This is a genomic window from Pseudoalteromonas sp. DSM 26666, from assembly GCF_900116475.1.
GTDB classification, from domain to species: Bacteria; Pseudomonadota; Gammaproteobacteria; order Enterobacterales; family Alteromonadaceae; genus Pseudoalteromonas; species Pseudoalteromonas tetraodonis.
The window spans coordinates 346,536-372,618 of record NZ_FPAR01000004.1; the positions used below are offsets into that span (position 1 = coordinate 346,536).

The following is a 26,083-nucleotide window of genomic DNA, read 5'->3' on the forward strand; positions in this document are numbered from 1 at the left end:
TAGCGTATCGTTACATTACGCTAGGTAGCTTCGCTCTTGATGGAAACAGAACGTTCTTAAGCCTCACTAAGCCCAAAAAATCTTTATTGATAAATAGTGCCAATGCCATTATAAGATCAAATAGAATAACGCCAAACCCATATGCAGCCCAAAACCACCAATAATCAATGTTTCCTTTAACTTGAACATCATAATGCATTCCCAAAAATAAACAGGTATTAACACCCAATCCCAGAATTAAGTAATAAAAAGCAATAGGTGTATTTTGCAACGTGATTTTTCGCCACAAAAAAAGTGTAAAAATAGTTGTGAGATCAAATATGAAATAATCTTTATAAGTTGAAGTTTCGAGGCTTAAAAATGCACTTAGAAAATAAGAAATCATCATTATCAATGAAATATGCAGCAAGCTTTTATCTTGTTTATTAATGCTCGAAGAAAGATTATATAGAAAAGCGATTAAAAATAACCACAATATAAAATTACCTAAATTCTCGCCAACTTTAACAAGTAGCCATAATAAATCTGTCATTATAGGCTTTTAAACTCAGCGCGTGATCTAAATAAACGACCTTTAAGTTTCATTAGCCCTAAAAAGTCTTTATTGATAAAAATAGCAATAATCATTAGTAAATCAACAACATTAACCCCCATAGAGTACAGGCTCCACAACCACCAAGGATCTGAGTTCCAGTTTATATAAAGATCTATGTAAATAGCATACGTTAAACAAGCATTAATCAATAAGCCACTAACAATATAGTTTTTAGCCACATCGCTTTCAAAGCTTGAAGCTTTTGTTATTATAAAAATAATACAAACTGTAGCGAAATCAAAAAAAATCCAGTTAAGGTAAACGTTTTTGAAAACTAAAAGGAAGTCACCAATAAGGTAAGAAAAGAACATTATTGAAGCTAAATAGACCAGTAATTTATTAGCTGTATTTATACTCGATACAAATGTGTACAACAAAACCATTAAAAAGCCCCATTGTATAAATGCATCAATATAATCTGCTAAAAATAAGTCTACATAATACATTTATTGGATTTGGTTAAGCTCAGACGTTTTGAATAATGAAATGAGTTTATTTTTAAGGGTGTGTAAGCCAAGGAAATCACGGTCTACTATTAAAGCTATGATCATTATAAAATCAACCACATTGATCGTAAAAGTATAAATATCCCAGAATATCCATGCAGTTCTATTATTCAATAAAAATACATCTATATACATTAGTAGAAAGAGCAGTGAGTTTATCGTCAAACCAACTATCAGATATAAAAATGACGATGAGGTCTTTTTAATGAAATAATAGGCAATAAATAATACAGCTATAGTAGCCAAATCATAAAGTGCCCAATCGAGATAATTTGCTGTTCGAATAGATAACCATGTGAGGAAGTAATCTGAAATGGTATAAGAGACCATCATCACAAACGAGCTGACAAAGAGAGTGGAGTTTCTTTTAGTGTTCAATGAGTACACAAAGGCGTTAAAAAAAAACGCCATAAGAAATCCCCACATAGAGAAAGCTGATAAAGAAAATAAACCAAAAAACTCAGTTAAAAACATCCATAACCTTTAGTATCATTTAGGTCTTGTAGGTATAACAATCCCACCTACGCGGTGAAGATCTGCGCCGCTTGCGGCAGCCATAGCCTCTTTAGAGATACTTACTGTATCAGATTGTAGGGTTTTAGGGCTAGCAGTTTGTTCCATTGCAGGCTTTAATTGTTGCGTTTTATTGTATGCTTGCATTTGCACTTGGCTATTAGCTGAAATTTGCATGTGATTAATCCTTATGAGTATTAAATTTTTATTATTGGCGTAAATTTAAATCACACCACCTGGAGCAGTTACTAAATAACTGCGGTAACGTATTGCCTTCGTTGATTAATTGACTCAACAACACACTACAGAACTATAAATGCAACCGATATGCCAACTTTAAATTAATAGTATGTTAATTTAAAAATTATTTTATTTTACTCAAAAAAAAACGCATCGGGGTCACCGTGCGTTTTTTATCCTAGGGATTGCTCAAGCCACATTTTTACAAGGGATCTCCATGCTATTACTTGGCTTTAACATATATTCCATTGCGACTTCATCACAGTTTTCTTTACGTAAACATAACTCACAATCTTTCATGACTTTTTCAGGTAGGCTCTCTTTATTACAGAAACTAAACCGCTGATTTTCGAAAAAGTCAGGTACACGAGTCAGAACGATGACACGATTGAGTGCCAATTTTTTGGCTTTTACTAATAAATGTTCTACTAGCTCTCGCCCTTGGCCTGTTACTGCGCTTTTAGGGTCAATACCTAATGAGCGTATTTCAGCTAATCCAGTGTCGTAAATGTATAATGAAGCACAACCTGATACCTGACCGTTTATCTCGGTTACAGCAAACTCATTAATTGAGTGCACCATGTCACTTTTAGCGCGCGGTAAGTTTTCGCCGACTGTTGCCCAGTGTTGTACGAGTTTAGCGATTGCTTCCACGTCATCTAGGTTTGCATCACGAACTGTTATTTGCTGTTTTTTTTTCGCGTCTTTCACCGCTTTACTTACTTGTTCTAATGAGGTTCCACCAAGTGCTTGACGTGCTTTAATACAGGCATCAATTTCAAGTACCGGATACACATCATCTTCAAACACTGGGTTTACTGATTTATACTGCTCAAGTGAAAGCTCCTCTAACGTTTTACCTTCACTAATAGCTAATTGCACCAACACGCCAACAATATGATGCCCTTCTCTAAACGGTACACCTTTGGCTACCAAATAATCAGCAAGCTCGGTTGCATTTGCGTGGCCACCTTTTGCCGCTGCTAAGGTTTTGTCTGCTTTAACTGTTACACCCTTAATACACGCTTGCGCCATATGAATACACGCAAGCCACGTTGGCATAGCGTCAAAAATGCCTTCTTTATCTTCTTGCATGTCTTTATTGTAGGCAAGCGGCAGTGCTTTTAGAGTCATCATCATTGCACTAAACGCACCAAATACCCGCCCTGTTTTGCCACGAATTAGCTCTAATGCATCTGGGTTCTTTTTCTGCGGCATCAAAGATGAGCCCGATGTAACATTATCAGCCAGTTCGATAAACCCAGCTTCTCCTGAGTTATAAAAAATCAAGTCTTCAGACATGCGCGATAAGTGGATCATAGAAATAGACGCACAGCTTAATAGCTCAACCACAAAGTCACGATCAGATACACCATCAAGGCTGTTTTTAGTCGCGCCTGTAAACCCTAACCCTTGTGCAAGTGTATGACGGTCAATCGGATAGGCAGTTCCCGCAAGAGCGCCACTGCCGAGTGGACAATAGTTCATTCGTGCTTGGGCATCTTGCAACCGGCTTTCATCACGCTCTAACATTTCTACATAAGCCATACACCAGTGACTAAATAACACCGGCTGTGCACGCTGTAAGTGCGTATACCCTGGCAATATTGTGCCAAGCTCACGTTCAGCCAAGCTAATAAATTCAGCTTTTAGTTGTGCAATCGCTTTTAAAATATGATCAGCAGTATCGCGACACCATAATCTAAAGTCGGTAGCAACTTGGTCGTTACGGCTTCGGCCTGTGTGTAATTTTTTAGCTAAATCACCCACTTTTTCAATTAGCGCGGCTTCAACATGCGAGTGAATATCCTCAGCACCTGAGGTGGCAACAGCGTGTGGATCTGCTTTTACCTCTTCAAGTAATTCATATAATGCCGATACCAGCTTTTGGTGTTCGTCATTAGATAACACGTTCACTTGTTCAAGTGCGCCAGCCCATGCAACAGAGCCAATAATATCTTGCTCTGCTAATTGATAATCGAAGGGAAGTGAATCGTTAAATTGTTTAAACGCTTCATCTGGACCCGTAGAAAAACGCCCGCCCCATAATGCCATGAAATCTCTCCAAACCCGATAATAGCCCCTTAATTCCAAGGGGCATAAAAAATTACTTTTTAGCTAATGCTGAAATTCTGCTTGATAGTGAGAATAAACGAATAAAACCTTCTGCATGCGATTGGTCATAAACATCGTCTTCACCAAAAGTAGCAAAATCTTCGCTGTATAAACTGTTAGGTGATTTTTTCTGAACCGCTGTTACTTGCCCTTTGTAAAGTTTAAGTACCACTTCACCTGTCGCTAACGTAGAAAGCGCTTCTGCACCGGCTAAAATAGAATCTTTAAGCGGCGTAAACCAACGACCGTCGTATACTAAATGCGAAAATTCACCACCGAGTACCTCTTTCCATTTACGGCTTGATTTATCAAGTACGAGCTCATCAATTGCTTGAAGCGCCGCCATGATCACTGTACCGCCTGGTGTTTCGTAACAACCGCGTGATTTCATGCCCACTAAACGGTTTTCTACAATATCAACACGACCAACACCATGCGGAGCTGCAATGTTGTTTAGTTTAACTAAACAGTCGTAAGGCTTTAATTGTTCGCCGTTTACAGCAACCACTTCACCTTCTACAACTGATAAAGTGACATGCTCAGCTTTATCGGGCGCTTGCTCTGGTGAATTAGTCCATGTCCATACTTGCTCACTTGGCTCACACCAAGGGTCTTCAAGCTCGCCGCCTTCGTGGGAGATATGCCATGCGTTAGCATCACGACTGTAAATTTTAGTTGCTGATGCAGAACACGGAATATCACGCTCGGCTAGGTAATCAAGCAATGATTCACGACTTGATAAATCCCACTCACGCCATGGCGCAATCACTTTTAAATCAGGAGCCAGTGCTGCAAAACATGACTCAAAACGTACTTGGTCGTTACCTTTACCCGTACAGCCATGAGAAAGTGCATCTGCCCCCACTTTACGGGCAATTTCAACTTGGGCTTTGGCGATGATTGGACGTGCCATAGAAGTACCTAGCAAGTAGGTTCCTTCGTATATAGAGCCTGTTTTAAGTGTTGGGTAAATGTAATCACTTACCATTTCATCTTTCAAATCAACTACGTAACATTCAGATGCCCCCGATGCAATGGCTTTTGCTTCTACGCCTTCAAGTTCTTCTGCGCCCTGGCCAACATCGGCAACAAAGGCAATAACTTCACAGCCGTAGTTTTCTTTTAACCATGGCACAATAGCCGATGTATCAAGACCACCTGAATAGGCTAAAACGACTTTTTTAATTGAACTCATAGGTGTTCCTTAACAAAATTTGGATTTAATAATGTAACAAGCAGAGCATTTTGCGCATGCATACGATTTTCTGCTTGTTGAATAATTTTTGATGCGGGGCCATCCATTACCTCAGAGGTAATTTCAAACTCACGGTGTGCCGGTTGGCAATGTAATACCGTGGTAGCCCCAGTTTTTTTAAGTAATGCCTGATTTAATTGATAAGGCATGTATTTTTCTTTCACTTGCTCAAGCGGTGTGGTGTCTCCCATAGAAACCCAGGTATCAGCGTAAACTGCGTTAGCACCTACCGCAGCCTCAACTCTGTCACTTACCATCACAGACGCCCCATTCATTGCGGCAATTTGCTCCGCTTTTTTAAGAATTTGCGAATCGGGCGAACTGCCTTTTGGCGTCACAGCAACAAAATCAGTACCTAAAGTTGCTGCAAGTAACATCAGTGAATGCGTTACGTTATTACCTTCACCTAAATAAGCCAACTTTAGCTGACTAACATCACCGTGCACTTCTTGAAGCGTTAAAAAATCAGCTAAGGCTTGGCATGGGTGATATAAATCACACAAACTATTAACCACAGGAACAGACGAATACTCACCTAAGGTAGTTAACGTACTGTGCTGATTAACCCGGGCAACAATCCCATCAGCCCAAGTTGAAATATTCAAGGCAAAATCTTTTATTGATTCACGAGCTCCCATCGCGCCGTTTTGTTGATCTAGATAAACCGCATGACCGCCTAAACGGTTTATACCAATATCAAACGATAAACGCGTACGTAAACTTTGCTTTTCGAACAGAGTAACCACTGACTTACCAGCTAACACTTGGCTATACTTTGCAGGGCTTTCTTTAATATCTTGCGCTAATTTTAATAAATTAAGGGCGCCTTGTTGGTCTAATTCTAGACCCGTTATAAAATCTTTAAACATATTCAACCTATGGTGTCACTTTAGTTCCGACGTGCTCGCCTTGCAGCAAAGCCGTTAAGTTTTCTGGCTTTTGCCAGCTGGAAATGTACACACCGCGTCGTAAATGTTGGGCAGCGTGAAGACTGGTCTTAACTTTGACCTCCATCCCGCCCACAATTACTCCCTCTGCAATTAAAGTATCAATGTGTTTTGTGTCAAGTTGATGTAGTTGATGCTTATTCGCATCAAGCACCGCTTCTACATCTGTCATAAAAATAAGTTCGGCGTTTAAATTACTCGCAATCGCTGCTGCTGCTTCGTCAGCATTGACGTTGTACCAAAGCCCTTGTTCATCAAAACCGATGGAGCTGACTATAGGTAAACGCCCGCCACTGAGTAATTCATTAATAATAGAATCATCATTACTATGGCATTGGCCTACTTGCCCTAGCGCTTTTAATTTTTGTGATGCTGTTATTCCGGCTTCATATAAACTCAAGCCAACGGGTTTGTGCCCAGCAGTCATTGCTTGCGCCATTAATTGTTTGTTTGCTGTTCCCGCTAATGCTCCTACAATATAAGGCATCTGTTCTTTAGGGCTAATACGCAAGCCTTGGTGTTTAGCACTGGCAAAACCCGCCTCTTTTAACCAGCTATCAACTAATGAGCCACCGCCATGAACAATGACAAACTGTGCATCATGTTGCTCATTAAGAACCTCAAAAAGCGCTTTAGCGGCATTTTCAGTATTGAGTACTGCGCCACCGAGTTTAATAACCCACGTTTTACTGCTCATTTAAACGCTCCCACTAGACCTGTAGTGTGGGGCAAGCCCATTGACAAATTAATACATTGCAGAGCCTGACCAGCCGCCCCTTTTAGTAAATTGTCAATCGCTGCCATCACTATTAATTGTGAGTCTTGCTGCTGCCACGCAATATCAACATAGGGTTGTTTTGCTACCCCTTTAATTGAGGGAGTTTTGCCACCAAGCAATCGAATTAACGGCTCATCCGCTAATACTTGATACGCTTTAGTTACTTGCTCACTAGTCACACCCAGTTTTAGCTGTACATAAATGGTTTCTAAAATACCGCGAGGAAAATTACCTAAATGAGGGGTAAATAATACGTTATGGCCAAGATGCTGCTGTATTTCAGGCCCATGACGATGGTTAAACAAACCATAAGCAGCAAGCGATACTTCGCAAAAATGCGTGCCAATACTTGCTTTACGACCTGCCCCAGTTACTCCCGATACAGCATTAATAATAATCCGCTCATCACTAAGTAACCCAGCTTGCTGAAGAGGCTTTAATGCGTTTAATGCGGCAGTTGGGTAGCAGCCAGCTACAGCGACTAACTGCGCCTTTGCAATGGCCTCACTATTCCACTCTGCAAGGCCATATGCAGCTTCATTGAGGAGCTCTGGATGCTGGTGTTCAAAACCATAATAAGTGACGTAATCTTCATTACTTTCAAGACGGTAACCACCAGATAAGTCAAATACCTTTTTGCCCATCGCTAAAAACTGAGGGGCTAAATCAACACTTACTTTATGGTCAGTGCATAAACACACATAGTCTGCTGAATGAGCTATATCACTCAATGCACTCTCATCAAGTGGTTGCAAAGGTAAGTCAAGTAACCCTAAGTGCTCAGGGTATAATTCACTGAGCAGTTTATGTTTATCCAAGCTTTGCGCTGATACATAACATGCTGATAATGTTAATGCTGGATGTTTGGCAATTAAGCTAGCCAATTCTGCGCCGCTGTAACCGCTGGCACCTATAATTACTACGTTCATTATTTACTCTTTATCTAAAATTAGTGACTACATTCCATGTTATTGACTTACACTAGGTTGCAACCTAGCTAAACTGATTAAATTAATGAGTGATAACTATCGTCGTATTATTTTCATGGCGTAACTTTAATATATTTATGCTTAAAAAGTGAATTGATATTCATCATAAATACTTTTATATTGTTATGCAATTAAATTGAATACTTATTTTGGATTTTTTTATGTCTCTGCCGTCATTTATCTCGATGTATCAGCAATTGATTGCTGCCCCCTCTATTAGCGCTATTGAAGAGCATTTGTGTATGAGCAATAAAAGCGTGATTGAACTACTCGCTCAGTGGTGTGAAAGCTTAGGTTTTACCTGTGAAATAATAGAGTTAGAAGGTGGTAAAGGCCGCTACAACTTATTAGCAAAACGCGGACAAGGCGATGGCGGGTTAATGCTTGCGGGGCACACCGATACGGTGCCATTTGATGATAGCCGCTGGAATCAAAACCCATTTAAATTAACTGAACTTGATAACAAATTATATGGTTTAGGCAGTATTGATATGAAAGGCTTTTTTGCTTTTGTACTGCAAGCTATTAGTGAGCTTGATGAAAAGCAACAAACTCAACCTATTTTAATATTAGCGACCGCCGATGAAGAAACCACTATGGCTGGCGCACAGCAAATTTGTAAGCACCCAAATTTAAAGCCAAATCGCTGTATTATTGGTGAACCCACTGATATGACACCAGTATTTACCCATAAAGGCCATATGACTACAGCAATCAGAGTCGTTGGTCGCTCAGGACATAGCTCTGATCCCGAACGGGGTCTTAATGCCATCGAAGTAATGCATAAAGTGATTACAAAATTACTGATCTTAAAAGAACAACTTAAGAATAAATATTCAATAAATCACTTTGAAATTCCTTATCCAACACTCAACTTAGGCAATATTCATGGGGGTGACAATGCCAACCGAATTTGTGGCTGCTGTGAAATGCACATTGATATGCGCCCTCTCCCCGGTTTAAGCGTGCAAGAGCTTCAAGCACTGGTACTTGATGCAACCTACGATATAAACCAGCAATACCCTAACTCTGTGAGCGTAATTGATTTGCATGAGCCAATTCCAGCATTTACGGGAAGCACAGATAGCGCGTTAGTCAAATTAGCCGAAAATATAGCAGGGCAAAAAGCAGTGGCTGTTAACTACTGTACCGAAGCGCCATTTATACAGCAACTCGGTTGTGAAACCATCGTAATGGGACCAGGCTCTATTAACCAAGCGCATCAGCCCGATGAGTTTTTAGCAATGGAAAAAATCAAACCTTCTCAACAAATTATCAGCAACCTTATAAAGGCGAGTTGCTTTTAATCAGTAACAAAAAAGACGCTTAATCGCGTCTTTTTTGTCATTGTATTTGTAGATGTAATTACATATATTTTCGTAAATACTTTTTAAACACCGGATCAGTTTGTGCCAGTTCTTTCTGCTCTTCTAATATCTCTTTTAATATAGCACCTGAGGTAAGCGGGTTCGCAAGTACCACTCTAAATACCACGGTTGGTTGGTTATCATATTGAACTGGCGTTAAACGCGTACGCGATACAAATGAGCGACCCGATTCACGTTGGCGTTTTTGCATGCTGGCAGTAAAACGATTAAGCGCGGCAAAAATGTCTAAACGGGTTTGTGCATCAGCTTGGGCTATCGCATGTTTAATTTGTTTTGGTACATAGCGATAGGTCAGTAAGCAAAGTTCTGGCTCTGATATTAACTCAAAATCTTCATCGGCTTTTATTAAATCAGCAAAATAACGCGCTTTTTTAATACTGCGATCGATAAGCATTTCATAGCCTTTACGACCAATAACACGTAAGCAAGCATGCACTAACATCGCCATCCCAGGGCGACTTCCCTCAAGCGTATGGCTGCCTAAATCTTTAGAGCCTTTGCGTAAAATATATTCAGCATGATGCTCGATGGCATCAGTTGCAGCAGGGTCTTTAAATAAGACTAAACCGGCCCCCATCGGCACATACATTTGCTTATGCGCATCAATGGTAATTGAATCCGCATGCTCAATACCTTTTAATAAATGCCTATGGGTATTAGACAGTAAAGTTGCTCCGCCCCACGCTGCATCAACATGAAAATGACAATTAATCTCTTGTGCTAAATTAGCCATATCTTCAAGTGGATCAATATTACCGGTTTCAGTGGTTCCTGCGACCCCAATAATTGCCATCACTTTAATGCCTTGTGCTTCAAGCTCTAACGCTTTTTCTCGCATTGCACTAACATCGACTTTATTATCGGCAGAAGTTTTAATACCAATTAAATTTTCACGACCAATACCTAATAAATCAACCGATTTACCAAGCGAATAATGACCTCGTTCAGAAATTAAAACTGCCAGCCCTTTGTAACCATAGTGAAGCATTCCTGCAACTAAACCTTGTGCAGCAATGCCTTTAAAATTGCCATCCGCTTTTAATAAGCGATTTCGAGCTATCCAAAGTGCAGTAATATTTGCCACGGTGCCGCCAGAGCAAAATGCCCCTAACGAAGTTTTTGCACTGTGCATCCATTTAGAATAAAAACCATCACTTTGGCTATAAGCTAAATGATGCATCATCCCTAAAACTTGACGTTCTAATGGGGTAAACGCTTTCGAGGTTTCAATTTTTACTAGGTTTTGATTTAACCCAACCATTAATTTCGATAACGGTAGTAAAAAATGAGGCAGAGCCGATGTCATATGGCCAATAAAGCTTGGCGCTGCGGTATGAACAGAATGAGCAACCAGCTGCTCCATAATATCTTGAGCATAGCAAGACACAAACGTCGGTTCTTCAGGGATTGCCGCCGATTGAAAATCTTTTTCTATTTCATGTAATGGTTTTTCAATTGCCGCGATATTTTCGTTTAAGAAACCTGCTAAATTACTCGAAATTTCAAGCTCTATTTTGCTCAAAGTTGAGTCTGGCGCCTCTGGAACGGTGAATATCCGTTTAAGGCTTTCTTTAGAGGCGACGGCACAACGCTTTTGATCCATCTTCATACCTAGTGTGTGACTAAAACACCTGTTAGTTTGTAAAACACGCTAATATAAGGTGTTTTTTAAGCAACGGCATTTCTAAAAAATTGCGCTAACTTTACTGCAATATGACAAAAATGTCTCGTTTTAAGCCATAAAAGACAATACTAAATAGATAACATTTCACTATTTTTTAAATTTAGTACAAAGGGTAATTAAAATATTGGGCATTTATAATTTTTAAGTATAATAAAATCAACAAAAATAAGGATAATACATGCTCAAAGGAAATCTAAAATTAACACGGTTGGCGCTTGGAACCGTCTTTTTTTTGGTCAGCTTAATCATTTATGGTTACTACACTTACTCTGCCATTCAAAGTGATGTAATGCGCAGCATTGACAATCGCTTAATAAATGCAGCCACCAGCGTAAAGTATATTTTAGGTAGTGATTACCACGACAAAACATCGCAAGAAATCAGCTTTGCAAGCTATCAAAATAAGGCCGAACAGCTTTCTGCTTTAGCCAATGATTTAAATATAGATTATTTATATTCAATGATATTAATTGATGAAAATATTTATTTTACTGCCTCCAGTTACACCCAAGATGATCAAAATAACGGTAAAGTTACCCAGTATTTAGATCTTTACCCAGAAGCGACGCCAATTAATATGGCGGCATTTTTATCAACGGCCCCTATTTTTGAAGTGTCAACGGCGCATCGTGGTCATTCTAAAACGGTGTATATTCCTCATATAGCAAAAAATGGCAGAACCTATTTAACTGCAGCTGATATTAGCGTCGATAAAATCAATACGGCTTTAATAACACGTTTGAATCAAGCCCTGCTTCATTTTAGTTGCGTACTGTTCATATTGTTATTGGTTTATACTCTTTATTGTTTTGGGGTACGCCGCTCACTAATGAGGGATCATGCTACGGGGTTTGAAAATCATATTGCCTTGGAAAAGCAGCTAAAAAAAAGTAATGAGCATCATCTACAAATCGCGATTATTTTGGTTAACGAAATTGATAGTATCAGTCGTTTTTTTGGCACAAAAACAGCCGATGAAGTGATGAAAAAACTACTCAGTCACTTTAAGCAGCAAAACCGTCTGCAATCACGTATTTATCGTATTGCGACCAACAAGCTGGCCATTTTAACCAGTAAAGAAACACCTTTTGATGAGCTTTACAGCATTATTCAATCCCATAATAAAAATACACCTTTTATTACAGACCCATTTATTTATATTACGCTCAACGCTGGAGTCGCAAGAGGGAATAAGTCATTACTGCTTAAGAATGCCCACATTGCTTTGCTGCAATCAAGGCAAGGTGTTCAACCCATAGTTAACTACTCAGAAGCGATTAACGACGCTAAATCTCTGTATTTATACAATGTAGAAATAGCAAAAGAAATTCGTGAAGCGTTTGATGCCCATCGCGTTGTTCCTTATTTTCAACCTGTTATAGATACCAATACCAATGCCATTATTAGGTATGACTGCTCACCAAGAATAGTGACCTCACATGGGGAGATTTTAACCCCTGATACCTTTTCTAATGCAGTAAATAGGCTGCGTATGGATGGGATGTTAACACGTACCTTATTTACTCAATGCATTTCGCGCTTTCGCAAATCAGCAATCAGCTGGGGGTTAACTGTGTGCGCTGAAAATATTGCAGATCCCACTATTTATGATCACATAGCGTATGAGCTTCATCGCTACCCCAACCCTGAAAACATTACTATTTCAATATTAGAGTCGCAGGTCATTACACACTACTATGAAATAAAATCATTTATTGCGATGGTGAAAAGTAAAGGGGCAAAAATCGTGATGCATTGTTGGGGTAATGAGTTTATTAATACGCTCAATACGTTAAAGATTGAGGTAGATGGTATTAAACTCGATGGTGCGATCACCAAGCAACTGGTAAATGATGAAAATACGTCACTATTTATCGCCTATATTGCTGATATAGCCCAGCAGCTTGAACTTGAATTGGTTGTTGAAGCGGTAGAAAATAACACGGTTGCCGAGCTACTCAATAAACTAAATGTGACGCTGATGCAAGGTAGTTACCTTGGTAAACCAACGCCACATGTGACTCACTTTAAGCAACAATTAGCTATTTAAGATTTATAACAAGCCGGTGGCTTTGCTGGCCACTGGCCCAGTACTTACGTTCAAAAGGGGTAATTGCTTCGTCTGACTCAAACAATCCGGTTTGACATGGATGCCCCGCTAATTCAAGCGCTCTGGCAAACTCTTTAACATAAATATCCCAATTACTGCGCACCTCAAGTAAACCGCCTAACTTTACAATAAACGGGAATATAGCCGCCCCATGCCAGCGCCTTTGTATGTGTTTAGACTTAGGCCAAGGGTTAGGGTAAAGCAAATAGTGATGCGTAGGCTGCCAATTAGCAGCCACCGCTAAACGCCAAAAGTCATTTAAGTCAGCTTGCACTAAAATGTATTGACCACTTTCACTTTGTTTATATTCAACATCATGCTTATCAAGTCGATGAGATGACTTATCAATGCCTATGACTAACGCTTCAGGATGACGTTTTGCTAAATTAGCGGTGCTCTCCCCGACCCCACAACAGGAGTCTAAAATAAGCGGCCCATTAAAGGCTTGCACTTTAGCATTAACTTCATCAAATGCGGTTTGCGTATGCGTTGTAATTGGCTTTTTAAACTCAGCCTGTAAGTGTTTATTAACTATTTCATCAAGCTTTTCATGAAGTCCCGCTTGATTAGATACAATACTACGTGAATTTGCATCGCTCATTAGTGTCTTAGCCCCACACCTTTTTTAATTAGCGTCAGTGCTAAAGTAAATAGGACGCTGATAAACACCAACAACACACCCATTGCGACCGATAAATCTACATCCGAAACACCTAAAAACCCATATCTAAATGCATTAACCATATAAATAATTGGGTTTATTTGCGACACCATTTGCCAAAAATCAGGCAGTAAAGTGATTGAATAAAACACCCCGCCTAAATAGGTCAACGGCGTTAAAATGAAGGTCGGAATAATACTTATGTCATCAAAGCTGTTTGCATAAATAGCGTTAATTAACCCGCCCAAGGCAAACACCGCCGAGGTGAGAATAACAGTGGCTATAATCACAAAAATATTATGTATTTGTATATCTACAAAAAATAAAGAAACGCACGTTACGATAAAACCAACCATAATACCACGGGTCATACCTCCGCCCATATAACCCAGTACAATGATGTAATTAGGCACAGGTGCAACTAATAACTCTTCAATACTTTTTTGAAACTTAGTTGAGTAAAAGCTAGAGGCAACATTTGAATAAGAGTTAGTTATAACTGACATCATAATAAGGCCAGGGACAATAAACTCCATATAGCTAAAACCGCCCATGTCACCAATACGCGAGCCAATTAGGTTACCAAAAATAACAAAATATAAACTCATCGTAATCGCTGGCGGTACTAAGGTTTGCACCCAAATACGCAAAAAGCGAATGCACTCTTTAATCCAAATACTTTTTAAGGCTACGCCATATTTAAACATTTATTCGCCCCGCCCTTGCTCTAATAAACCTACAAATAATTCTTCTAATCGATTCGCTTTGTTTCGCATGCTCAGCACGGTATTACCTTGTTCAGTCAATGCTGTAAACACCGCGTTTAATCCTTGAGATTTAGCCACTTCAACTTCAATGGTGTGGTCATCCCCCATAGTAAATTTGTATCCATCTAGCGTTACGGGTTTAGACGGTTGTTTTAAATCCAATACAAAGGTTTCTTTGTCTAATTTAGCAAGCAGGGCTTTAATCGTGGTGTTTTCAACAATTCGCCCGGTATCAATAATGGCGATGTTTTTACAAAGCAGTTCAGCTTCTTCAAGGTAGTGGGTTGTTAAAATAATGGTCACACCTTGTTCGTTAATTTGCCTTAAAAAGTCCCACATTGAACGGCGAAGCTCTATATCAACCCCCGCTGTCGGCTCATCTAAAATAAGTAATTTGGGCTCATGCATTAAGGCACGTGCAATCATTAAACGGCGTTTCATACCACCAGATAAGGTACGCGCTTGCTTATCTTTTTTCTCGATTAATCCAAGCTGCGCTAAGTATTTATCTGCACGTTTATGTGCTTCGCCGCGCGGTACACCGAAGTAACCTGCTTGATTAACGAGTATTTGGCTCAGCGTTTCAAACTGACTAAAGTTAAACTCTTGTGGTACTAGGCCTAAATTCGCTTTAGCCGCTTCAAGGTCGGTATCAATATCGTGACCAAATACTTCAACTTTGCCTTTGGTCTTATTAACCAGTGAAGAAATTACCCCAATAGTGGTTGATTTACCCGCCCCATTCGGGCCAAGTAATGCAAAAAAGTCACCTTCGTGAACTTGTAAATCAACCCCTTTTACTGCCTCTACCCCATTTTTGTAAACCTTGGTAAGGCCTTCAATATTTAAAGCAATATTTTGCTTATTCATTTCTTACCCTCACCATAACCCCAACGCTTTGTGAGATTATGTTCAATATTTAAATGATCTAAAATTCGCGCAACCATAAAGTCAACCAAGTCTTCTATGCTTTGCGGTTGATGATAAAACCCAGGTGCTGCAGGCATAATTGTTACACCTAAACGCGATAATTTAAGCATGTTTTCTAAATGAATTTCACTAAATGGCGTTTCGCGTGGCACTAAAATAAGCTGGCCTCGCTCCTTTATCACCACATCGGCGGCGCGCTCTAATAAATTATCTGATGCGCCGACTGCAATGGCAGACACAGAGCCTGCGCTACATGGACATACTACCATTTTTTTCGGCGCTGCAGAGCCCGAAGCTACCGGACTAAACCAATTATCTTTACCAAATACCTTTAACTGCCCAGGTTTTGCGTTATATAACAGACTTAATTGCTCTGTGGCCTTGTCTTCATTTGCTGATAGTTTAACATTTGATTCGGTATCAAAGACTACCCGCGCGGCACTTGAAATAAGCACATACACTTGAAACTGCTGCTCAAGCAACACTTCTAGCAACCTCAATCCATATGGAGCGCCTGATGCACCACTAAATGCTAAGGTGATTTTATCTTTAAATTGCACATTATTCTCCGCTGTATTTATTGGCCAAGCCATCAACAAGTTGTTGATGAAGGCCATTAAAACCACCATTACTCATAATTAAAACATGTTGATTTGGCTCAATACTTTCAAGCACTGTTTCGATAATGGCGATTGTAGAATCAAAACACTGCATACCGGCTTTTTCTGCTTGCTCCTTGAGCGACCAGCTTAAGTTTTCTGGTTCAAACAGTAGCACCTCATCCGCATCGCGTAATGAGTCTAGCAATGTAAATTGATGAACTCCCATTTTCATGGTGTTAGAACGCGGCTCTAAAATCGCAATAATTTTGTCATTGCCCACTTTGGCGCGCAGCCCCGCAAGCGTTGTTTGTATCGCGGTAGGATGATGGGCAAAATCATCATACACTTTAATGTTATTTATATCCGCTTTAAGCTCCATACGCCTTTTTGGGCTGATAAATTCGCCTAAAGCCGCAATACTGTGCTCAATAGCTATTCCTACATGGCGCGCTGCTGCAATGGCCATCATGGCATTTTTAACGTTATGCTCACCAATTGCCTGCCAGTTAACTACACCTTGCAGTTGCGTGTTTAATAACACATTAAATTGAGAACCATCCGCTTTAAGTAGCTGATAATCCCAATCATCGCCTAATGTTTCGCTCTCGCTCCACAGCCCTTTTGCTATAACATCGCTCAGAGCCTTATCATCTTTTGGCCACAATACTTTCCCGCTTTGCGGTAGTGTACGTATCAAATGGTGAAATTGTTTTTTAATCGCATTTAAATCTTCAAAAATATCAGCATGATCAAATTCAAGATTGTTTAAAATGAGTGTTCGCGGTAAATAATGAACAAACTTACTACGTTTATCGAAAAAGGCGGTGTCGTATTCATCGGCTTCTATTACAAAAAATGGCGTTTGCCCAACCCGAGCCGAAAGACCAAAATTTTGCACGATCCCGCCAATTAAAAAGCCTGGTTTTAAACCTGCATATTCTAATATCCATGCCAGCATACTGGCAGTCGTTGTTTTACCATGGGTTCCTGCCACCGCCAGCACCCATGATTTTTGTAGTAAATTATGCTTAAGCCACTCTGGGCCTGAGGTATAAGGCAAGCCTTTATCTAATACATATTCAACACACGGATTCCCTCGGCTCATAGCATTACCTATGACGACTATGTCGGGTGCCGGTTCTAGTTGAGATACATCATAGCCTTGGGTTAGCTCGATTCCTAACTCTTCTAATTGGGTACTCATTGGTGGGTAAACGTTTTGATCAGACCCGGTAACGTGATGACCTAATGATTTAGCTATAGCGGCAATACCACCCATAAATGTGCCACAAATACCCAAAATATGTATATGCATTTACTATCCTTTCATCCTGCGCGGAATGTGCTCTAAGGCGAACTTTAATGGTGCTATAATGCCAAAATTTAGATCAAGTTACCATCAGGGTCTGTTGAGCTTTCTAGGTAAATTTGCAGCAGATGTTTGGTATTTCGGCAAGACAGCGCCGATGCGATGTTTGGCGCAAATAAAAAAGCCTCCCACGGTGGGAGGCTTTTTAAAGATTAATGGCTTATAGCATTAAAAAGAATATTAAGCCGATGCCTAATAACAAACGATAAATAACAAATGGCAGCATACCCATTCGTTCAATCACTTTTAAAAACATAAAAATACAGGCATAAGCTGATAAAAACGACAGCACTACACCCAACAATAAAGCAGTCCAATCAACAATATGATCGCCAAGCGCTAGCTCTGCTGTGTAATAAAGGCCCATCATTGAAATAATCGGAATAGCCAGCAAAAACGAAAAACGGGCTGCACTTTGCTTATTCATACCCAGCATTAAACCCGCGGTCATGGTAATACCTGAGCGAGAAGTCCCTGGGATCATCGCAACGGCTTGCGCAAAGCCAATGATGAGTGCGGTTTTCCAGTTAAGCTGATAAATTGTTTTTATTTGCTTACCTTTAGCATCGGCGTACCATAACAACAAACCAAATACGATGGTTGTGGTTGCAATCACCCACGCACTGCGCAAATACAGTTCAACAAAATCTTTTAGCAATAGCCCTAAAATAGCGGCAGGCACAGTACCTAAAATTATCCACCAGCCTAGTTTGCTGTCATCTGTTGTACCTTGCGCACCAAACGATTTAAACCAAGCACCGAGTATATCGGCCACTTCTTTACGAAAATAAATAACAACAGCAATTAACGTTCCTACATGAACGGCAACATCAAATGCCAAGCCTTGATCTTCCCAGCCTAAAATTTGCGACGGTAAAATTAAGTGTGCAGAACTCGATATAGGTAAAAATTCAGTAAATCCCTGAATTAGGGCTAAAACAATTATTTCTATAATACTCATGGGTTAGAAAACTCCACCTTCCATAGTTTTTGTTGAGGGTTGTTATATGCATTCCATATTTGGGCAATCGTTTTTTTTGCTACAGGGTGATAAAAATCAGGAGCCACCTCTGCTAAAGGCTGTAATACAAAGGCATTTTTGGTAATTTCGTCACGTGGTAGTTGAGCTGGGCTCTCGCAAATGACATCATCGTAAAAGAGTAAATCGAGATCCAAGGTGCGCGGGCTAAATTTTTTATCATTTGCTTTGCGACCATTATCGCGCTCTATTTGTTTTAATAACGCACACACATCTTCAAGCGCCATTTCGGTAGTGGCAGCGAGTACGGAGTTGTAAAAGTTATTACCGGCAAAACCCACCGCTTCACTTTCAAATACCGAAGAATGTTGTGTATTTTTAAAGTGTTTATTTAACGCCACTAAAGCACGCCTGATATGCTCTGCTTTATTAATATTTGACCCTAAACTAATAAATATTTGCGCCATTTAAGCAAGAGCCTTGTTACGCGTTATTTCTACACCGACGGTTTGCGCTTGTGCAACTGCAGCGGGCTTACTTACTTTTATTGTCACTTGTGGGGTATTAAATTCGGTTAAAATGATTTGCGCTAATTGCTCCACCAGTGTTTCTAAAAGCTCTACCGGTTTAGCCGTACTGTGTTCGATAACACGCTCACTTACCTTAGCGTAATCCAGTGCCAAGTTAATATCGTCGTTTTGCGCTGCGGGCTTGATGTCGCTTAACATTTCAATATCAAAGTACAGGCTTTGTTTACTTTTCTTTTCAAAATCATACACCCCGATAATCGTTTCGACATGCAATTGTGATATAAATACCTTGTCCATTGATACTCCAAATGACTGTAACAAGTCACTGAGTTAATTACATATTGTATCAATCAAATTAATACTGTATATACTTTAATCAGTGTTTAAATATACTAAAATTACTTCTACAATAGAATCGTTACAAAATTGCGAGTAATTTAAGAAGCCCGTAAATTTTGACGCCAATAATAGCTTAAAAGTAATGATTAAAAAATAAGGAAGCGCGTGTTAGTCATTTTAATGTTTGTTTTAGCCTATTTGCTCGGCTCGATTTCATCGGCCATTTTAGTGTCGCGGCTATTCAAACTCCCCGATCCACGCACGCATGGCTCCAATAATCCAGGTGCAACCAATGTTTACCGCTTAGGCGGGTCACTTCCTGCATGCTTAGTTTTAGTCTTCGATATTTTAAAGGGCACAATCCCTGTTTGGGGCGCTTATTTTTTAAAACTCGAGCCATTAGAGCTTGGTTTAATCGCCGTTGCTGCATGCCTAGGGCATATGTACCCGTTATTCTTTAGTTTTAAGGGAGGTAAGGCGGTTGCAACTGCATTTGGCTCGTTACTACCGATAGGGCTTTCTTTAGGAGGGTTATTGATTGGTACTTGGTTGCTGATTGTCGCGATTACTCGTTACTCATCACTTGCCGCGTTAGTGGCCGTTACGCTAGCCCCTTTATACACATGGTGGATAAAACCGTTATATACCTTACCGGTGACCTTTATTACGCTACTGATCATTATTAGGCATCGCACTAATATTGTGCGTTTATTTAAAGGGGAAGAACCAAAAGTAGGGACTAAACAAGCCCCTACAGATGATAAGAAGTAATAACTAACCTGAATTCTGGTTAACTATATTGCTTCTAAGCTATCGATTGGCCAGCGCGGTTTAGTTTTCATATCAAGCGTAGCAAACTGCCCCGCTTTTAAACGCTGCATACCGGCATACGCTATCATTGCACCATTATCAGTACAAAACTCAGTACGAGGGTAATACACTTCGCCCTTCATACCTTGCATCACACGCTCTAATTGCAAACGTAATTGCGTATTAGCACTTACGCCACCGGCTATTACTAAGCGCTTAATACCGGTTTGTTTTAATGCGCGCTTGCACTTAATTACTAAAGTATCAATAACGGCCGTTTGAAATGCATGAGCAATATCTGCTTTTGTTTGCTCATCACTGTCGTTTTCACGAATAGCAATTGAAGCGGCGGTTTTTAGGCCACTAAAGCTAAAATCTAAGCCAGGTTTGTCTGTCATTGGACGCGGAAAAACAAATCGCTTAGCAACACCTTGTTCAGCCATTTTAGCCAAACGAGGGCCACCTGGATAATCAAGCCCAAGTAACTTGGCTGTTTTATCAAATGCTTCACCAGCAGCATCATCTACCGACTCACCCAATACTTCGTATTGACCAATACCAGCAACTTTTACCATCATGGTATGACCGCCAGAAACCAGTAAGGCAATAAATGGGAACTCGGGGACGTTTTCCTCAAGCATTGGCGCTAATAGATGCCCTTCCATATGGTGCACTGCAACCGCTGGGATATCCCAGCCATATGCTAAAGAGCGACCAATTGAGGTACCTACTAACAAAGCCCCTACTAAACCTGGCCCTGCCGTATAAGCAATACCATCTAAATCTTCAGGCCCACAACCCGCTTGCGCAAATGCCGCATCAATAAGAGGCAATGTTTTACGTACGTGATCGCGCGAGGCAAGTTCAGGTACTACACCACCATAGTCTGCATGTACTTTTACTTGGCTATATAATTGATGGGCTAGCAGCCCTTTTTCGTCATCATAAATAGCAATACCAGTTTCATCGCATGATGATTCAATGCCTAAAATTCGCATTGTTAATTCTCCTGCCACCTAACAAGGTGTTTAAAACAAATAACTTACAGTGCTAAACCAATGTTAGTTTGGCCATCAGCAAGGACATGCTTTTTCAATGTTTTCACATTTTCAGCAGTGATACGCCCCATTGCTTCTACAAAATCAATTAGTTCACCTAATACCTCTATTTCGTATTGCATCAGTGGGTGTTCACGCACCGCTTTGTTATCGGCAACATCACCTTCAACCGTCATTTGGTACTCAATAAAGCGAGCTACGGTGGCCTGTGATATTTTACTCACATTAACAAACTCTTGCTCATCTTGTGCTAAAAGGCCATGCATTAAACTCAGTAATGAGGTGGCAGCATCGATTGCAGGATAGGTACCAAACATATCAAAATCGGCAAGTTCAGGAACATTAGGTTCTATTTTTTCAACTTGCTTTTCTAAATCAATTTTACTTTTAGGAAGGAGTATTTTTTCCCAACATACATTTAAAGCATTGCGTAAAATAACCTCATCGCCAAAGCCGGTAGCCTCACTAAACAGCCCATAATTAGGCAACATACGCTCTATTAACGCACTGGCCAATACCGCTTTTTGTAAATAATTTAACTCTCTAATACGCTGAAAATTATTCGCTTTTGTCATTCTTTAAGGTCCCACATGACCAACAAAAATCAAATGTTGATCCATTATGCTCATTACAATTAGGGCACACCCAATCTGGAGCGGATTGTTTTACTTGCTGATAGTTTACCAATATTTCACGTGCATGGCGCTCTTTTATCGCATAAACCTGCACACTTACTTGTGTTTGTTCAAATGGGATCTCGCCCATTGCGCCTTGCAGTATTTCACCTTTTATTTGGCACTCAATTCCCGCATTAAGAATCAGTCCTTTTATTATATTGGCCTCTAAACTATTTTCTGCATTATAAAGCGTCACCCAATCAAATGATGTTACATTTGATTGGCTATTATTAGTATTTTGCAATATCCACCTCATTTACTTTATGTGTACAATAAGCCCGCGTAACCTAAAGCAAATAATATGATTTAAGGACACATTATGACGCTAACTACCCCAGGTTTACTTTTTCCAGCCATCTCATTGTTATTACTTGCCTATACAAACCGATTTTTAGTACTTGCGCAACTAATACGAGAATTGAATGCCCGTGAAGGTGAGTCTATTCGTCCTGTTGTAGTGGCGCAAATAACTAATCTTAGAAAGCGAATAAAACTAATAAGGACCATGCAAGTATACGGAGTGGCCTCTTTTTTATTATGTACGTTATCTATGTTTGCATTATTTATAGAATTTAATACCACGGGCATTATTTTATTTGGTGTCAGTTTAAGCTGCTTGAGCTTATCTTTGCTTACTTCATTATTTGAAATTCATATTTCTTGTGATGCCATAGAAATTGAATTACAAAACATTGAAAATAAGCCTTTAAGTAACCGAGTTAGTAAAAACTTTATTGAGCCTAATCCTAAAAGCAAAAACAGCAATTAACCAAACGAGACTTTAGTAAAGTTGTTATAAAATTGCATAAATTTGGTCAATAATAAAACACTACAGTAATTTAACATTACCCAAAGGTATAACAACATTTTGCAACTATTCTCTTTAAATACGATTAAAAGAAAGTTAATCTTAATAAGTGGTTAAAAACCTTATTTCAACTGATCTGTAGGGATATAAAGTCAGTATTAAATCTGTAATTCCCCTAGCTTACCTATAAAAAAGGACTATATAGTGAGATTTGAACAATTAGAACAGTTTGTAGCACTTGGCCTGCTTCGTCATTTTAGGCAAGCTGCTGAACAAACCCAAATTAGCACATCTGCATTAACCCGTAGCATTCAAACTCTTGAAACGGAGCTTGGCTACGAACTAGTCACCCGCTCTACTCGCTCGGTTAAGTTAACTCAAGCAGGCGAACTTTTCCTCGACTTTGCTAAAAATACGCTCAATGAGTTAGAACAAATAAAGCATCGCGCTTTTCAATCAATTAATGGCACAGAAGAAAAAAAATTAGTGATTGGCTACACCACAACAACCAGCAGCATAGTACCAATCACATGCGGCGAATTTTTGAGTCAGTACCCGCATATTAAAATTGAAATGCAGCTGCAAAATAAAACTGAGCTTCATAGAAAACTGCTTCAAGGGGAAATTGACATTAGTGTATGCTCGCAAATAGTCAATAGCATTGGTAGCGATATACAATTACCTGATCAACTTATTTTATTTTGTTCAAAACAACACCCTTTAGCAAATAAAAGCGATATTAGTAAAAAAGAGCTCGAAAGCTATCCAATGTTCAGTTGTTTTTCGCAGTCAAAACAAGTGCAATCAATGCTTAATGAAGTAATAGACTCGTTAAATAAAGTTTCAACTATTAAAGTAGGTAGTATTGAGCAGGTAATGGCTGGACTTGAAAAGTCAGATCATTTTGCTATTGCAGGTATTGAACACACCAGCTCTGTGGCAGAAAACCATAACTTAATCCAGCTTAAAACGAATAACGATATTAGCCATGAACAACTTGTGGTGCAAACAAGCAAGCAGATAGAGGCAGGTGAGCATGTTGACCACCTACTCTCGCTAATTAAGAAAGTTTCAAGAGCATAAAAAATGACTCCATGCGTTTTATAACAACTATAAATTAGTGGCATTAAAGTTTTTTTTCACTACACTAACGCTCCCTTATATTATGACTAGCGTTAATGAATAACTTTACAGCTGCTGAAATTTATCTAGAGCACATTGAAACGCATGGCTATGCCATTATTGAAAACGCCATTGATAGTGACTTAATATCCGAGTTGATGGCTGATTGCTATAGAATAAATCCTCACTTTAGCCTTGCCGGTATTGGACGATTAAACAATTTACAAATTGATGATTCCGTTCGTAAAGATAAAACCTACTGGTTTGATGGCAGCTCAAATGCACAGCTTAGCTATCAACAAATAATGGAAGCTGTTCGCACTACCCTTAATCGTAACTTTTTCATGGGCTTGTTTGATTATGAATGTCACTATGCAAAATACACGCAGGGTGATTTTTACAAAAAACATGTAGATGCATTTAAAGGTCGTTCAAACCGTGTTTTTACTACGGTATTATATTTGAACTCTCCAGAGAAAGGTGGAGAGCTAGTTATTTACAAGCCTAAAAGTAAAGACATAGAAATAGTAATAAAACCCACGGCAGGCACTTTGGTATTATTTGAAAGCGAACGCTTTGTACATGAAGTACTTCCTGCTGTTGATAACCGCTATTCGATTGCTGGTTGGTTCAGAAAAAACGCGTCAATTAGTGGCATTATCGACCCACCCCGTTAAGCAAAAACGGGGTAAGAAAATAATAAACCAATAAAAATAGCCAGTCCTACGTAATGGTTATTTAAAAATGCTTTAAAGCAATTATCTCGCTGGCGTAAATGAATCAAACGCTGTTGATACACAAGTAACATTGCTGCAACAGCTAATCCCAACCAAAAACTAAATCCTATTTGATTCATCAATCCAATTAAAACCATCAGCGCAAAAAAGCTGAAGTTAAGTAGCGCTATAATATGGCGATCATAACTGGCGAATAAAATAGCGGTTGATTTTACTCCTATTTTTAAATCATCGTCTCTATCAACCATGGCGTACATAGTGTCGTAAGCCACCGTCCAACAAATGTTGGCAATAAATAGCAACCATGCCTGCACGGGTAGAGAGTTTGTTGATGCCATAAAAGCCATAGGGATTGCCCAGCCAAAAGCCGCGCCTAATACAACTTGAGGAAGTTGCGTGTAACGTTTCATAAAGGGATAACAAAACGCGAGCCCAAGCGCACCAAACGATAACAAAATAGTATTGGTATTAAGCAATAATACTAATATAAAAGCGATGACAACGAGTAATAAAAACAAACTAATTGCTTCCCCACTGCTTACCGCTCCGGTTGCTAGCGGCCTCTGACAAGTGCGCTTTACTGAGCCATCAATTTTTCTATCTGCAAAGTCATTGATAACGCACCCTGCGCTACGCATAACTATTACCCCAAGGGTGAACACAATAAAATTTGTTAAGCTAGGCAAGCCATCATTCGCTATCCACAGTGCCCAATAAGTTGGCCAAAGTAGCAATAAGGTGCCTATGGGCTTATCAATTCGCATTAACTGGATGTAATAGGGAATATGATTAACAGACAAAGCGGCTAGTTTCATGAGTATAAATAGGCTCCTGGTAAAAAAACCTCACAGACCAAAAATTGATAGTCATGTAAAGAAAATACGCTGCGTCTGCCCAGTAAAGAGCGATTCGGTAAATTAAGTTCGCTCACCAGTGATTGCAATGAGTGGTTATCATCAAAGCGAGCAATTTCAATATCGGTACGCTTTAACGCAGGGTCTTGAAATATGACATCACCCAACGGACGTTCACCCATATTATGCAGCTGATTGTTTGTATTGTTACTTGATATTGGCAACCAGCTTTGAGCATATACAACCGGTTTGTCATCACACAACAATAAAACCTCACGGTTAAGTACGGTGTTCACCTCATTACTTAATAAAGCTTGCTGAGGTTGCGAGAGGTTAACTTTTTGCTCGCTCAGCACCTTTACAGCAAAACGCTGCGACTGGCTTTTTAATTTAGCCGTTAAAGAATGCGGTTCAAATAGCCACTCTTGCTCAGCGCTAGATAAGCCACAGACTTGAGAAGTACTCTGCCAATCAGCAGATAAAGAAAGAGGAAACGTAATCACAATAGCTCTACTTGATAAAAATCAGCAAGATCATAACATTGCTAAGAGATTTGAAAAAGCGCGATTTACTCACTACCAAGCACACCCTGTTATTATAAAAAGCTAATCAACATTTGACTCTCGCTATTGCCTATCCCAAACTTGAGTACAGAGTGCCTTTACATAACTCAACAAATAACAGCATCTTGCTGTATCTTATTTACTAATAAGTATAAAC

The 26,083-nt window shown here is 39.6% G+C and carries 28 protein-coding genes; 6 read left to right on the plus strand and 22 right to left on the minus strand.

The features are described 5' to 3' along the window. Positions 1-10 precede the first annotated feature (10 nt). The 8 genes from BM380_RS09895 to argC all read right to left on the minus strand — a co-directional run bounded on the left by BM380_RS09895 (position 11) and on the right by argC (position 7,878). Entirely contained in the window at positions 11-532 is a 522-nt protein-coding gene (locus tag BM380_RS09895) for a hypothetical protein (protein ID WP_013464310.1), read from the minus strand. Next, complete coding sequence (locus tag BM380_RS18425; RefSeq protein ID WP_235190292.1) at positions 532-774, minus strand: hypothetical protein; 243 nt, start codon at positions 772-774, stop codon at positions 532-534. Before BM380_RS18425 ends, BM380_RS09895 begins: the two co-directional genes overlap by 1 nt. Positions 775-1,590: 816 nt before the next feature. Continuing rightward, the gene (locus BM380_RS09910; protein ID WP_090494180.1) at positions 1,591-1,791 is read right to left on the minus strand and encodes a hypothetical protein; all 201 of its coding nucleotides are present in this window, start codon (positions 1,789-1,791) and stop codon (positions 1,591-1,593) included. A gap of 252 nt (positions 1,792-2,043) precedes the next feature. Further along, positions 2,044-3,909, minus strand: coding sequence for an argininosuccinate lyase (gene argH, locus BM380_RS09915; protein ID WP_090494182.1), 1,866 nt, complete (start codon positions 3,907-3,909; stop codon positions 2,044-2,046). Between the two features lie 52 nt (positions 3,910-3,961). Beyond that, positions 3,962-5,164: an argininosuccinate synthase gene (locus BM380_RS09920; RefSeq protein ID WP_090494184.1), complete on the minus strand. Its 1,203-nt coding sequence runs from the start codon at positions 5,162-5,164 to the stop codon at positions 3,962-3,964. Beyond that, positions 5,161-6,093, minus strand: coding sequence for an ornithine carbamoyltransferase (locus tag BM380_RS09925; protein ID WP_016900252.1), 933 nt, complete (start codon positions 6,091-6,093; stop codon positions 5,161-5,163). Before BM380_RS09925 ends, BM380_RS09920 begins: the two co-directional genes overlap by 4 nt. 7 nt (positions 6,094-6,100) lie before the next feature. Further along, complete coding sequence (gene argB / locus BM380_RS09930) at positions 6,101-6,868, minus strand: acetylglutamate kinase (RefSeq protein WP_090494186.1); 768 nt, start codon at positions 6,866-6,868, stop codon at positions 6,101-6,103. Then, positions 6,865-7,878 (minus strand): N-acetyl-gamma-glutamyl-phosphate reductase, encoded by a 1,014-nt coding sequence (gene argC / locus BM380_RS09935; protein WP_090494188.1) that lies wholly within the window; start codon positions 7,876-7,878, stop codon positions 6,865-6,867. Before argC ends, argB begins: the two co-directional genes overlap by 4 nt. 221 nt (positions 7,879-8,099) lie before the next feature. Here argC and argE point away from each other — a divergent pair, with 221 nt between their 5' ends. Next, complete coding sequence (gene argE, locus BM380_RS09940; protein WP_064662957.1) at positions 8,100-9,245, plus strand: acetylornithine deacetylase; 1,146 nt, start codon at positions 8,100-8,102, stop codon at positions 9,243-9,245. Positions 9,246-9,303: 58 nt separating this feature from the next. On the opposite strand, the gene panP is transcribed toward argE, so the two are convergent. After that, the gene (gene panP / locus BM380_RS09945; RefSeq protein ID WP_028835508.1) at positions 9,304-10,929 is read right to left on the minus strand and encodes a pyridoxal-dependent aspartate 1-decarboxylase PanP; all 1,626 of its coding nucleotides are present in this window, start codon (positions 10,927-10,929) and stop codon (positions 9,304-9,306) included. A gap of 259 nt (positions 10,930-11,188) precedes the next feature. On the opposite strand from panP, the gene BM380_RS09950 reads away from it, so the two are divergent. Next, positions 11,189-13,060 carry a GGDEF domain-containing protein gene (locus BM380_RS09950; RefSeq protein ID WP_090494190.1) on the plus strand — a complete coding sequence of 624 codons (1,872 nt, stop codon included), beginning with the start codon at positions 11,189-11,191 and terminating at the stop codon, positions 13,058-13,060. Here BM380_RS09950 and BM380_RS09955 read toward each other — a convergent pair. From BM380_RS09955 to folB, 8 genes are all read right to left on the minus strand, one after another. Beyond that, positions 13,053-13,721 (minus strand): tRNA (guanine(46)-N(7))-methyltransferase TrmB, encoded by a 669-nt coding sequence (locus BM380_RS09955; RefSeq protein WP_090494192.1) that lies wholly within the window; start codon positions 13,719-13,721, stop codon positions 13,053-13,055. The genes BM380_RS09950 and BM380_RS09955 overlap by 8 nt on opposite strands. Next, complete coding sequence (locus BM380_RS09960) at positions 13,721-14,488, minus strand: ABC transporter permease (protein WP_008466038.1); 768 nt, start codon at positions 14,486-14,488, stop codon at positions 13,721-13,723. The genes BM380_RS09955 and BM380_RS09960 overlap by 1 nt, the downstream gene beginning before the upstream one ends. Then, complete coding sequence (locus BM380_RS09965; RefSeq protein WP_090494194.1) at positions 14,489-15,418, minus strand: ABC transporter ATP-binding protein; 930 nt, start codon at positions 15,416-15,418, stop codon at positions 14,489-14,491. Then, on the minus strand, positions 15,415-16,038 hold the full coding sequence (locus BM380_RS09970) for a flavin prenyltransferase UbiX (RefSeq protein WP_024601858.1): 624 nt from the start codon (positions 16,036-16,038) through the stop codon (positions 15,415-15,417). Before BM380_RS09970 ends, BM380_RS09965 begins: the two co-directional genes overlap by 4 nt. Before the next feature lies 1 nt (position 16,039). After that, positions 16,040-17,395, minus strand: a complete 1,356-nt coding sequence (gene mpl / locus BM380_RS09975; RefSeq protein ID WP_090494196.1) for a UDP-N-acetylmuramate:L-alanyl-gamma-D-glutamyl-meso-diaminopimelate ligase — start codon at positions 17,393-17,395, stop codon at positions 16,040-16,042. A gap of 214 nt (positions 17,396-17,609) precedes the next feature. Next, entirely contained in the window at positions 17,610-18,410 is an 801-nt protein-coding gene (locus BM380_RS09980) for an undecaprenyl-diphosphate phosphatase (RefSeq protein WP_024601856.1), read from the minus strand. Further along, positions 18,407-18,895, minus strand: a complete 489-nt coding sequence (gene folK / locus BM380_RS09985) for a 2-amino-4-hydroxy-6-hydroxymethyldihydropteridine diphosphokinase (protein WP_013464293.1) — start codon at positions 18,893-18,895, stop codon at positions 18,407-18,409. The genes BM380_RS09980 and folK overlap by 4 nt, the downstream gene beginning before the upstream one ends. Continuing rightward, positions 18,896-19,255, minus strand: coding sequence for a dihydroneopterin aldolase (folB, locus tag BM380_RS09990; protein WP_013464292.1), 360 nt, complete (start codon positions 19,253-19,255; stop codon positions 18,896-18,898). It abuts the gene before it with no gap. Between the two features lie 207 nt (positions 19,256-19,462). On the opposite strand from folB, the gene plsY reads away from it, so the two are divergent. After that, complete coding sequence (plsY, locus tag BM380_RS09995) at positions 19,463-20,068, plus strand: glycerol-3-phosphate 1-O-acyltransferase PlsY (RefSeq protein ID WP_008466051.1); 606 nt, start codon at positions 19,463-19,465, stop codon at positions 20,066-20,068. Positions 20,069-20,091: 23 nt separating this feature from the next. Here plsY and tsaD read toward each other — a convergent pair whose 3' ends face one another. Genes tsaD through BM380_RS10010 form a run of 3 tightly spaced genes read right to left on the minus strand, consistent with a single transcriptional unit; the run spans position 20,092 to position 22,086 of the window. Further along, positions 20,092-21,105, minus strand: coding sequence for a tRNA (adenosine(37)-N6)-threonylcarbamoyltransferase complex transferase subunit TsaD (gene tsaD, locus BM380_RS10000; RefSeq protein WP_008115610.1), 1,014 nt, complete (start codon positions 21,103-21,105; stop codon positions 20,092-20,094). A gap of 44 nt (positions 21,106-21,149) precedes the next feature. Then, a complete protein-coding gene (locus BM380_RS10005; protein ID WP_090494199.1) occupies positions 21,150-21,740 on the minus strand; it encodes a YjaG family protein in 591 nt (196 codons plus the stop codon). After that, the gene (locus BM380_RS10010; RefSeq protein WP_008466062.1) at positions 21,724-22,086 is read right to left on the minus strand and encodes a putative signal transducing protein; all 363 of its coding nucleotides are present in this window, start codon (positions 22,084-22,086) and stop codon (positions 21,724-21,726) included. The genes BM380_RS10005 and BM380_RS10010 overlap by 17 nt, the downstream gene beginning before the upstream one ends. Before the next feature lie 75 nt (positions 22,087-22,161). Between BM380_RS10010 and BM380_RS10015 the strand changes: the two genes are divergently transcribed. The 3 genes from BM380_RS10015 (at position 22,162) to BM380_RS10025 (ending at position 24,449) form a co-directional block, all read left to right on the plus strand. Beyond that, on the plus strand, positions 22,162-22,611 hold the full coding sequence (locus BM380_RS10015) for a DUF2721 domain-containing protein (protein ID WP_008466063.1): 450 nt from the start codon (positions 22,162-22,164) through the stop codon (positions 22,609-22,611). A gap of 243 nt (positions 22,612-22,854) precedes the next feature. Further along, the gene (locus BM380_RS10020) at positions 22,855-23,733 is read left to right on the plus strand and encodes a LysR family transcriptional regulator (protein ID WP_064662950.1); all 879 of its coding nucleotides are present in this window, start codon (positions 22,855-22,857) and stop codon (positions 23,731-23,733) included. Positions 23,734-23,828: 95 nt separating this feature from the next. Then, the gene (locus tag BM380_RS10025) at positions 23,829-24,449 is read left to right on the plus strand and encodes a 2OG-Fe(II) oxygenase (RefSeq protein WP_090494201.1); all 621 of its coding nucleotides are present in this window, start codon (positions 23,829-23,831) and stop codon (positions 24,447-24,449) included. Here the strand turns inward: BM380_RS10025 and ubiA are convergent. Then, positions 24,446-25,324, minus strand: coding sequence for a 4-hydroxybenzoate octaprenyltransferase (gene ubiA / locus BM380_RS10030; RefSeq protein WP_090494203.1), 879 nt, complete (start codon positions 25,322-25,324; stop codon positions 24,446-24,448). The two genes, BM380_RS10025 and ubiA, sit on opposite strands and share 4 nt — an antisense overlap. Beyond that, positions 25,321-25,866, minus strand: a complete 546-nt coding sequence (locus BM380_RS10035; protein WP_090494206.1) for a chorismate--pyruvate lyase family protein — start codon at positions 25,864-25,866, stop codon at positions 25,321-25,323. Before BM380_RS10035 ends, ubiA begins: the two co-directional genes overlap by 4 nt. Between the last annotated feature and the right edge of the window lie 217 nt (positions 25,867-26,083).